This is a genomic window from Catellatospora sp. KI3 (assembly GCF_029948125.1).
Lineage (GTDB): Bacteria > Actinomycetota > Actinomycetes > Mycobacteriales > Micromonosporaceae > Catellatospora.
On sequence record NZ_JASAMB010000002.1, the window covers coordinates 580,432 to 590,893 of the forward strand.

Below are 10,462 nucleotides of genomic sequence, written 5' to 3' on the forward strand. Positions count from 1 at the left end.
GCCAGACGTCACCCGATTTTCACCGAGTCGCGGACCGGCTCCGGCGATCGCCCGCCGCCGTACCGGTGTCCTCGCGGCCATCACTGAAAGTAACTGAGTTCAGGTTCGCCGACTGCCTGCTTCCTGCTCCTCACTCAGGGCCACATCGGCAGCCGAAGCCGTCAGCCAGGTACGAAAGGAAATGCCAAAACTCCGGGAACGCTCCCAGAATCGAGGCCGACCTATTGACCGGTCTGAGCGCATGCCCTACCGTACGGCTTGGTAAGCGCTTACCCGGTTACACACCGTCCCGAACGCTCCCTCATCCTCGCCGCCAAGCCGACTCCTTGGCGGACCCTACGGGAGGAACCCATGCAACCGTCCCCATCCGTCCGGACGCGGCGGCCCCGCCTGCGCCTGGCCCTGGCGATCACCACGGTCGCGACCGTCGTCGGCGGCGTCGCCCTCGCCTCGACGATGCCCGCGTCGGCGGCCACCATCGACCTCAGCGCCTACTACCAGCTGGTCAACGTGTTCAGCGGCAAGGCGATCGAAGGCAGCAACGGCGCGGTCGTCCAGCGCACGCCGGACAGCTCCGCGTCCAACCAGCAGTTCCAGTTCCTCGACATGGGCGGCGGCTACTACCGCCTCAAGTCGAAGGCCAGCGGCAAGGTCGTCGAGATCGCCGGTGGCAGCACCGACGACGGCGCCACCGTCCAGATGAACGCCGGCGCCGGCAGCACCGCCTACTACCAGCAGTTCTCGCTGCTGGACAACGGCAGCAACGTGGTCCGGTTCAAGAACCGCAACAGCGCCAAGACCCTCGACGTGTGGGAGTGGTCGTCGGCCGACGGCGCCCGCATCTCGCAGTTCCAGGACCTCAACGGCACCAACCAGCAGTTCCGCCTCGTCAAGGCGGGCAGCGGCGGCAACCCGACGCCCACCCCGACCGGCGGCACCGGCGGCCCCAGCGCCACCTGGCCGACGTCGGCCGGCTCGGTCAGCATCTCCAGCACGATCAGCGTCTCCGGCACCTTCGACGGCGGCATGAAGACCTACTGCTGCATGGGCGACGGCGGCCAGGGTGAGAGCCAGGACCCCATGTTCAAGCTGGCCAACGGCGCCACGCTGCAGAACGTCATCCTCGGCTCGCCCGCCGGCGACGGCGTGCACTGCGAGGGCACCTGCACGCTCAAGAACGTGTGGTGGAACGACATCGGCGAGGACGCCGCCACGTTCAAGGGCACCGGCGGCGGCACGTCGTACGTCATCGGCGGCGGCGCCCGGTCCGGCAGCGACAAGGTGTTCCAGCACAACGGCAACGGCACCGTGAGCATCAGCGGCTTCTACCTGAAGGGCGCCGGAAAGCTCTACCGCGCCTGCGGCAACTGCTCCAGCTCGTACCAGCGCAATGTCAAGATCGATAACGTTCTGCTGGACGACATCGACATGGTCGCCGGGATCAACGTCAACTGGGGCGACATCGCGACCATCACCCGCGTCCGGCTGCTCAACAGCTCCAGCGCCACCGTGTGCGGCAGGTACAACGGCGTGCCGAAGGGCAGCGAGCCGACGTACCTCGGCGCGGGCTGGAACGACAGCAACTGCAAGGTCAAGCAGAGCGACATCACGTACGGGTAGGGCACACCCTGCCTGACCGAGTACGCGCCAGGGGTGCCCGCCGGCCGGTGGGCACCCCTCTGAGCTCTGGGCTCTCGGGCTAGGGTGACAAACCGTGGAGCGAATCGTCGTCATCGGCAACGGCGGCAGCGGCAAGTCGACACTCGCGCGGCAGCTCGCCGCGATTCTCGACCTGCCGCTCACCCACCTCGACGCCGTCTACTACGACGAGGACTGGCGGCCGCTGCCCCACGAGGACTTCGTAGCCGAGCAGCAGCGGCTCACCGCCCAGGGCCGGTGGATCATCGAAGGCAACTACGCCTCGACGCTGCCGGTCCGGCTCGCCGCCGCCGACACCGCCATCCTCCTCGACCTGCCCGCCATCACCTGCCTGTGGGGCATCGTCCAGCGCCGTATGCGCTACCGAGGCGGCCAGCACCCGCGCGACGGCGTCTACGACCGCATCACCTGGGGCTTCATACGCTATGTCGCCGGTTACCGCCGCAGCATGCGGCCGAGGGTCCGGGCTGCGGTCGCGGAGCACGGGTCGCACGCTCGTGCGATCACGCTCGCCAGCCGCCGCGAGGCCGACGACTTCCTGAACCGCGTATCGAGCGACCGCCGAGGTGCGCGGAACGCGTGATCTCTCCCGCCGGCTCTCGTCGGTGCTCGATGCCCCGTGCCGGTCCTCTTGCCGAGGTGCTGACCTCGAACGGCGACCACCTGGCTTGTGCGTCCACGTGGCGACACCCGGGTATGCGCAAGCCCCGCTTGACCTGATCAAGCGGGGCTCGCGCCATGCACCGTCAAGCACGCTCGCGGCCTGTCAACCGACCGCGCCTGCACGGGTGCCGGTCAACCTACGAGGGCCGGCGTGTTCGCCTTGATCGCCGCGGTGATCCCGTCCCACAGGCGCACCCGCGCGTTGAGCGTGGAAGTGACCGCGGTGGCGCACTCCTGCCACTTCTGCTGGTCGTCGCCGCACAGGTCGGCCAGCATCTGCATCGCCATCGGGGTGTGCTCCTCGTCGTCGACCTGGATGTGACGGCGCAGGTAGTCGACGAAGTGGCCAAGGTTGCCGACGCCCTCGTCGACGTCGACGACCTGCTGGAACATCTCGGGGATGAAGTCCTCGCGGCCGAACGCGAACGCGGCGGCCTGGCAGTGCAGCGGCAGGGTCTGGATGAAGGCGAACGTGCTGTCGACGAACTCGGCCGACGGGGCCGGCACCGCGACCGCCTGCAGGGCCTCGGACACCGGTGTACCGGACCGGATCAGGTCGATGAACGACTCGATGACCGAGGTGTCGGCACCGGCCTGCGCCATGCCCTGGAGGTACAGCTCGAAGTGGCTGATGAACCCCCGCCACCGCTTCGTAAGGACGCGCGCCGGAACCGGACGGCTTTGCTTTCCACGGCCAAGGCCGCATTCGCGGCGGAAGGCCTCAACGCCACCCTGAAAGGCATCGCCCGCCGCGCCGAGGTGTCGATCGGCACGCTCTACCGTCACTGCCCGACCCGGATGGATCTGGTGGCCACGGTCATCGCCGACAAGAAGCGGGCCTGGATCAAAGCCGCCGAAACGGCCGTGGCGATGGAATCAGCCTGGGACGGGCTCGTCTTCTTCCTGGAGCGCACCTGCGAGCTGCAGGCCGGGGACCTCGCCTTCAACGACATCGCCTCGATGCGCTTCCCGCACGCGCACGGCATCGAAGCCGCTGGCAAACGCGCCTTCGACCTCGGCGGCCGCATCGTCGAACGCGCCCAGGCGGAGGGAACCCTGCGGCCCGACCTCGCCGCGGAGGATTTCGCCTTCATCGTCTGGGCCCAGGCCCGCATCAGCGAGGCCACCCACGCCATCGACCCGAACGCATGGCGCGCCGCTACCTCGCCATAACCCTCGACGGCCTGACGGCGAGCGCGGCCCACCCGCTCGCCGTGGCGCCGCTGCGCTCCCGCCAGGTCATGCGCGCCCAACTGGAACTGGGCCGTCGCCGGCTCCGCTGAGCTGGACATCGGCCTGAACCGAGCCACCCTGGCGACGGAGGTCAGGGCAGACACAACCAGGGGCGAGCGGTGTTGCGACCGGAGGCCGTGATCTTCAGGGCTGATCCGGTGGTGACCGCCGTTCGGCGGGCTGGAACCCCGTAACGGCCGTGTGCTCGCTGGTGCGGCAGGGCTGCGGTCACAGCCCGTCAAGCTTGTCCAGCGTGGCCGGGTCGAGGTCGGCCTCCGGCTCGGCCGCCAGGTAACGGGACACGTCCCAACGGGGGACGAGGGCCAATCCGACGTCTACGTGGCCGGTGATGAGAGTGAAATCGCCACCACGTTCGAAGAACGCGAGCAGTGGCTCGTAGGGGTCGGGGAGGTCGGGAAGAACGACTTCAGGAAGGGCACGCAGCGTGTACCAGCGGAGCGCGTAGAGACATACATACTCGGCTACGGAGCCCCCGATTAGTTCTTCGACCTCGCTGACCAGCGCCGGATCCGCTTGGATGGTCGGGTCGACCGCTGCGGCCAGGTCAGGGAAAGGCCAGGCGTCGGTCTGCAGCAGGTCGGCCCACTGGGCGGATCGCCGCAGGTGTTCCTGCATGAGCACCTGCCGCGATCGCCTGCGTGCGTACATGGTCTCATCCGACCAGTTGACAGCTCGGAGCCGAGTGACGTAGGCCTCCGGCGTTGTCGGAACCGTCACGGCATCTCCCTCAGCACGATCTGCAGGATCTCCTCGATGTTGGACAGGTCATCGGCCATGGCTATGTCAGGCACCTGTTTGCCGAGCGTAGCCCAGTGCCCGAACATGGACATGAGCGCGCTCTCCCGCGGGGCGAGGTGGTGGGCGCCGAAGAGCACCGGATCCAGGCTGTCTGTCGCGGCCCTCACATCGAGGCTGACATAAGGCATACCGGCTGCCATGAGGTGGCTCTCCACGTACTCGTGGACGAGCAACCGTTTGAGGAACACTTCCTTCGAGAACGGCAGCTTGTCCGCGGCTGCCTTATCCCACCAATCGGCGATGTGCGCCATCGGGGCGAAGCGGCCGTGGACGACCTGCCCGTCAACGGGAACGTCGTGAGTCTCAACGAAGACGTGGTTTTTGACCCGCTCGACGATGTACCTGGGAATGCCTAGTAGGTCGGCGATGCTGTCGACGTCGTCGGTGCGAGCACGAATCTTCTCGTACAGTTCGCCGGCGCGCGCGGTCTGCGGTGTATCGGCGTAGCCCGCCCCGCCCCAGCGGATCTCCGGTGCCGGGGAGCCCGAGTGTGGGAGACCACCACCGCGACGGACGAGGACAGCCGTGATCGCTCCGATGGCCTCGTCGAGGCCGTGTAACGCGGGCATGAGGTTGCGCAGGCTGGCGGTCAGTGCTCGTAGCAGGCGGGTGATGCGGGCGCCCCACTTGGCGACCAGCGCCGTCACCTGCGCGACGACGTACGGCGCCGCGATCCCGAGCGTTCCGACCGTCTCGGCGGTCCACAGCGGAAGCCGTGCGAGCAGAATCGACACCAGTTCGCCGATCAGGTCCCGCACGAGCGTACGCACCAGCGCCACCACAGAGCCGCTCATGGCGACGATCGCCTTCATGCCCTCCGCAGCCCGGGTCAGCCCCACCAGCAGGTTTAGGGTCTCGTTTGCCTGGTGCCGGTAGGCGGTCGCGGCGGGCCCGTCCCAGTCCTGGATCTGGTGTGCGACGGCACGGTTGTACAGGTCGGCGATGCCGGCGTGCTCAACAGCGACGTTGTGCCAGGTCTGGGCATTGGCGGCGACCTGGTCCGGGTCGCCGGCGAGCCAGTCCAGCGCCTGCGACAGCGGCTCGATGTGCTCGACACACCACCCGAAGCCTGCGGTCACCAGCGCGCCCACCGGGTCGAGCACCCACACTGCGGATTCGGCGACGGTGCCGACCCCACCGAGCACGCCGTCGACCCAGGAGCCGTCCTCGACCCCAGTGACGATCATGTCGACGGATTCGGCGATCCCGATCCCAGAGAACCAGGTCGTGGAGTCGACACGCTCGGCGACCAGTGAATTGCCGCCGTCGCTCACTCTGGACGCCCGTCAGCAACCGTTGCAGTCCGTGTGGATACGGCGAGATCGGTACCTTCGTAGGTAAGGGCTGCCGCTTGCAACGCTTCGCTGCGACCACGCAAGTCCGCGGCTGCCGCACGCATCGTCGCCGCGATCCGTGACTGCAGCGGCATGAGTCTGAGTGGGAGAATTGCGCAGATCACGCCATACGCCTCAGCGTCGATCGTGACGTGGCGCGCCGCGCTGCACGCACGCTCGGCTCGGTCGGCCAGGCCGGCGACGGCCGCTGCGTGATCCAGGATCTGCGCTAACTGGGCGACCGTGGCCGGTGCCGCAAGGCGGTCACTGCTCATCGCCGAACCCCGCCTCGACCGAGAGTTGCCGTACATGCTCGCCGAGCGCGTTGCGCGCTGCCCTGGTCGCCTCGATCACCGCCGACGCGATGCGGTCCGCTGGAAGCTCACGCACCCGCTCGTGCAGCTTCAGCGCGACGAGCTGGCCGTTCTGGTCGACGGTGGCGGTGACCAGGCCACGCAGCACGGACGCCTCCACCGCCAGGTCCTGCGTCTGAGCGGCGAGATCGGCGGCACGGCGGGCACGCTCCTCCAGCATCGACTGCCAGTCGCCCACTCGCTGATCGACGGAGTCGAGATCCGGCCCGAACACGTCCATTCCCCGTCCTCCCCGACGGCTGAACTCCGTCCGACAGCCTAGAAGTGACGGTCATCGGTGACAAGGTGCTCACTTCCGGTGACGAGTTGCCGTCCCGGTCCGGCTGTCGTGCGTCCACCCAGGTCAGTAGCGGAGACCGGCGTCGGCGACGGGTGGCGTGCCCGTCGGCGGAGGGCGCATCGAAGTGGATGGGAGGTCGGACATACCTGGCAGCCTGTGTGCGTCGATGCCAGGTCCGTGCGCGACATCCGGCCTGGCCACCCAGGCGACGGAACTCAGGTAGGTACAGCCGTGGGTGCCTGGTGTTGCGACTGAAGGCCGTGATCTTCGCAGCCGGTCCGACGAGTTAGGGTCCTTCGGACATGAGATAGCCCCGCTTGACTAGGTCAAGCGGGGCTATCGCCGTGCGCCGCCAGGGACTCGAACCCCGAACCCGCGGATTAAGAGTCCGCTGCTCTGCCAGTTGAGCTAGCGGCGCTCGTTGGCAACGGGAGAACATTAGCATGGCCCTCCCGCGGATCTCCAATCGGTTAGGCCCTCCCGTGACCCGATGTGACCGGCGTCTACAAAAATTCGCACAAACGTCCTCAAAACCGCCCCACCGCACCCCCTCACATCACTCATAGTCGATAAATCGAGCGCCCAGATCGCCCCCACCCGCAGAGCTCATCCCCAGCTACCGCTGTGTTCACCCCGATGTGTCCCGCCCGCCCCGCCGCGTCCCTAGATTGCCCTGTCGGCTGTTCAACCAAGCAGCCATCACCCCCCCAGAAAGGGACCACGTGATGGGCACCCGACACCTCCGCGCGGCCGCGACCGCCGGTACGGCGCTCACGCTGATCGTCGCCGCGGTCACGATCGTGCTGACCGCCTCCGCCAACACGGCGGCAGCGGCGGTCACGACGTTCACCCCGGTCGCCGACACCTACGTGCAGAGCGACACCGCCACCACCAACTACGGCACCGCCACCGAGCTCGACGTCGACAGCTCGCCGACCCGCCGGCTGTTCCTGCGCTTCACCGTCTCGGGGGTATCGGGCACGGTGACCACCGCGAAGCTGCGCCTGCGGCACAGCTCGAGCAACAGCGGCAGCGACAACGGCGGCACCTTCAAGGCCATGTCGAACACCACTTGGTCGGAGACCGGCACGACCTGGAACAACCAGCCCGCGCTCGACGGCGCCACCCTGGGCACCCTCGGCTCGGTGTCAGCCAACAGCTGGTACGAGGTGGACGTGACCGCGCTGGTGACCGGCAACGGCACGTTCAGCATCGGGGCGAGCTCGACCAGCTCCGACGGGGCGTACTGGGATTCGCGCGAGAGCGGCGCGGACTCGCCGCAGCTCGTGGTCACCACCGGCACCACCCCGTCGCCGACCCCGTCCGCCAGCGCCCCGGCCGCGGCCGACCCGGTCCTGGTCGGCGTGGGTGACATCGCCACCACGGGTTCGGGGGACACGGCCACGGCCGCGCTGCTCGACGGGATCTCCGGCACCGTCTTCACCACCGGCGACAACGTGTACGACAGCGGCACCGCCGCCGAGTTCAGCTCGCTGTACGACCCGACCTGGGGCCGCCACAAGGCGCGCACCCGCCCGGCGCCCGGCAACCACGACTACAACACCTCCGGCGCGACCGGCTACTACAACTACTTCGGCTCGGTGGCCGGCCCGTCGGGTCGCGGATACTACTCGTACGACCTGGGCAACTGGCACATCGTGTCGCTGAACTCGAACATCAGCATGTCGGCGGGCTCGGCGCAGGAGACCTGGCTGCGCGGCGACCTGGCCGCCAGCACCAAGGCGTGCACGCTGGCCTACTGGCACCACCCGCTGTTCACCTCGGGCGCCAACCACGCCCCGTCCACCTCGACCCGCCCGCTCTACCAGGCGCTGTACGACTACAACGCCGAGGTGGTCGTGTTCGGCCACAACCACCAGTACGAGCGGTTCGCGCCGATGAACCCGTCGGGCACCCTCGACAACGCCCGTGGCCTGCGCCCCTTCGTCGCCGGCATGGGCGGTGCGAGCCTGTACAGCTTCGGCACGATCCAGCCGAACAGCGTGGCCCGCAACAACAACACGTTCGGCGTGCTGAAGTTCACGCTGCACGCCAGCAGCTACGACTGGCAGTTCGTGCCGCAGTCGGGCAAGACGTACAACGACAGCGGCACCGGCAGCTGCCACTGACGCCGGCGCGGGCCCGCTACGCGCGGGCCCGCATCCAAAGCGGTTGACGCGGGCCCCACCTGCGACTACTAATGGATGGACCGGCCTTCCGTTGGCCGGATCGAGTGATCGGAACAGCGCAGATGATGTCGGGACGGCGAGCTAGCCGCGCCGAGCAGGAGTCCGGGGACCGCGTCCTCGCCTGACCCCTCGGCCCCGCTCGGCGTGTCCGCCTGCCATCTCCCATCGCGCTCCCAGACGTCTCAGCGGCGAGGGCCGGGCTGTGCCCGGTTCTGCGAGCGCGGCACCGGACCTTTCCGACTGCGAGGCCGATCATGCGTTCCGACGACATCCGCCGTACCTTCCTCGACTTCTTCCAGCGGCTCGGCCACCACCGGGTGCCGTCGGCGTCGCTGGTGCCCGACGATCCGTCGCTGCTGCTCACCGGCGCGGGCATGGTCCCGTTCAAGCCGTACTTCCTCGGCGACCGGGTGCCGGAGCATCCGCGCCTGATGTCGCGGCAGCGCTGCGTACGCACCGTGGACATCGACAACGTCGGGCACACCACCCGGCACGCGACCTCGTTCGAGATGCTGGGCAGCTTCGCGTTCGGCGACTACGGCCGGTCGGAGGCGATCGCGTGGGCGTGGCAGCTGCTCACCGACGGCTTCGGGCTGGATCCGGACCGGCTGTGGATCACCGTGTACCGCGACGACGACGAGTCACCGCGCCTGTGGCGCGGCGTGGGCGTGCCCGACGAGCGCATCCAGCGCCTGGGCATGGCGGACAACTACTGGTCCATGAGCGGGCCGGGCCCGTGCGGGCCCAACACCGAGATCTTCTACGACCGCGGGGAGGGCTTCGGGCCCGGCGGCGGCCCGGCGGTGAACACCGAGCGGTTCCTGGAGCTGTGGAACCTCGTCTTCATGGAGTACGAGCGAGGCGAAGGCGACGGCAAGGAGGACTTCCCGATCCTCGGCCCGCTGCCCGGCCGCCACGTCGACACCGGCATGGGGCTGGACCGGATGGCGCTGGTGCTCCAGGACGTGCGCCACCTGTGCGAGACCGACCTGCTCGCGCCGACCCTGACCAGGCTGCAGCAGCTCAGCGGCGGCGACTACGCGTCGCTGGGGGAGCGGACGCAGGTGTCGTACCGGGTGGTGGTCGACCATGTCCGCGCGGCGGCGTTCCTCATCGCGGACGGGGTGCTGCCGTCGACCGACGGCCGCGGGTACGTGCTGCGGCGGCTGCTGCGCCGGGCGATGCGGCACGCGCGCCAGCTCGGCGTCGACGGCCCGGTGCTGGGCGAGCTGGCGGGCACCGTGGTCGACACGTCCGGCCCGGCGTGGCCGCGGCTGGAGGCGGCGCGGGAGCTGATCGGGCAGGTGGTGACGCGGGAGGAGCAGTCCTTCGGGCGTACGCTGCGCCGCGGCATGCACCTGCTCTACCGGGCGTTGGACGGGGCGACGGGGCAGCTGCCCGGGGCGGTCGCGTTCGAGCTGCACGACAGCCACGGGTTCCCGGTCGACCTGACCGCGGAGATCGCGGCGGAGGCGGGCCTGCTGCTGGACCGGACCGAGTTCGACCGCCTCATGGACGAGCAGCGCCGCCGCTCCCAACTCGCGCGCCACTGACGCGCACGTCTTCCCTTCGACGGTGGGCTACCGGCAATTTTCCGGAAAGTATCGGTGGAAGGTGCGCGGATTCTCGCGGTAGGTATCCGTAGCTGTCGACATGCGACAGCCCTTGACCTACTGCGGCGCATGGCCGTAACGTGCGCGCCACAATCGAGAATACCGGCCTGTGGCAGAAACTTTCGGGGCCGGTTCCGGCACCTGCCCGAACCGGTTTCCGGCCTCCGAGAACCTGACTCGCACCTCGAAGGGACGGCTATGACCGCGCACCTCTCCCGCAGATCGCTGCTGGGTATCGCCGGTGCCAGCGCCGGCGCGCTCCTGCTCGCAGCCTGCGGCGGCGATGAGCCGGACGGCA

At 68.8% G+C, this 10,462-nt stretch carries 9 protein-coding genes, 1 tRNA gene and 1 pseudogene; 5 read left to right on the forward strand and 6 right to left on the reverse strand.

Annotated features, from left to right (window positions below; translation table 11 throughout):
* Positions 1-351 precede the first annotated feature (351 nt).
* Together QEZ54_RS06505 and QEZ54_RS06510 are read left to right on the forward strand one after the other, a co-directional pair.
* Positions 352-1,620 carry a pectate lyase gene (locus QEZ54_RS06505; protein ID WP_281303527.1) on the forward strand — a complete coding sequence of 423 codons (1,269 nt, stop codon included), beginning with the start codon at positions 352-354 and terminating at the stop codon, positions 1,618-1,620.
* A gap of 94 nt (positions 1,621-1,714) precedes the next feature.
* Positions 1,715-2,242 carry a topology modulation protein gene (locus tag QEZ54_RS06510; protein WP_281303528.1) on the forward strand — a complete coding sequence of 176 codons (528 nt, stop codon included), beginning with the start codon at positions 1,715-1,717 and terminating at the stop codon, positions 2,240-2,242.
* Between the two features lie 212 nt (positions 2,243-2,454).
* Here QEZ54_RS06510 and QEZ54_RS06515 read toward each other — a convergent pair.
* Positions 2,455-2,961: pseudogene (locus QEZ54_RS06515) on the reverse strand (DUF3050 domain-containing protein); the annotation flags it as partial.
* On the opposite strand from QEZ54_RS06515, the gene QEZ54_RS06520 reads away from it, so the two are divergent.
* A complete protein-coding gene (locus tag QEZ54_RS06520; protein ID WP_281303529.1) occupies positions 2,947-3,495 on the forward strand; it encodes a TetR/AcrR family transcriptional regulator in 549 nt (182 codons plus the stop codon). The pseudogene QEZ54_RS06515 and the gene QEZ54_RS06520 overlap by 15 nt on opposite strands.
* Before the next feature lie 288 nt (positions 3,496-3,783).
* On the opposite strand, the gene QEZ54_RS06525 is transcribed toward QEZ54_RS06520, so the two are convergent.
* The 5 genes from QEZ54_RS06525 to QEZ54_RS06545 form a co-directional block, all read right to left on the reverse strand.
* Positions 3,784-4,293, reverse strand: coding sequence for a hypothetical protein (locus QEZ54_RS06525; RefSeq protein WP_281303530.1), 510 nt, complete (start codon positions 4,291-4,293; stop codon positions 3,784-3,786).
* A complete protein-coding gene (locus QEZ54_RS06530; RefSeq protein ID WP_281303531.1) occupies positions 4,290-5,648 on the reverse strand; it encodes a WXG100 family type VII secretion target in 1,359 nt (452 codons plus the stop codon). Before QEZ54_RS06530 ends, QEZ54_RS06525 begins: the two co-directional genes overlap by 4 nt.
* The gene (locus tag QEZ54_RS06535) at positions 5,645-5,983 is read right to left on the reverse strand and encodes a type VII secretion target (RefSeq protein WP_281303532.1); all 339 of its coding nucleotides are present in this window, start codon (positions 5,981-5,983) and stop codon (positions 5,645-5,647) included. The genes QEZ54_RS06530 and QEZ54_RS06535 overlap by 4 nt, the downstream gene beginning before the upstream one ends.
* Positions 5,973-6,302: a YbaB/EbfC family nucleoid-associated protein gene (locus tag QEZ54_RS06540; protein WP_281303533.1), complete on the reverse strand. Its 330-nt coding sequence runs from the start codon at positions 6,300-6,302 to the stop codon at positions 5,973-5,975. Before QEZ54_RS06540 ends, QEZ54_RS06535 begins: the two co-directional genes overlap by 11 nt.
* Before the next feature lie 405 nt (positions 6,303-6,707).
* Positions 6,708-6,780 (reverse strand) — tRNA-Lys (locus QEZ54_RS06545).
* Between the two features lie 307 nt (positions 6,781-7,087).
* Here QEZ54_RS06545 and QEZ54_RS06550 point away from each other — a divergent pair.
* Both QEZ54_RS06550 and alaS read left to right on the forward strand, forming a co-directional pair.
* On the forward strand, positions 7,088-8,491 hold the full coding sequence (locus tag QEZ54_RS06550; protein ID WP_281303534.1) for a DNRLRE domain-containing protein: 1,404 nt from the start codon (positions 7,088-7,090) through the stop codon (positions 8,489-8,491).
* Between the two features lie 314 nt (positions 8,492-8,805).
* Positions 8,806-10,104, forward strand: a complete 1,299-nt coding sequence (gene alaS / locus QEZ54_RS06555; protein WP_281303535.1) for an alanine--tRNA ligase — start codon at positions 8,806-8,808, stop codon at positions 10,102-10,104.
* Positions 10,105-10,462 lie beyond the last annotated feature (358 nt).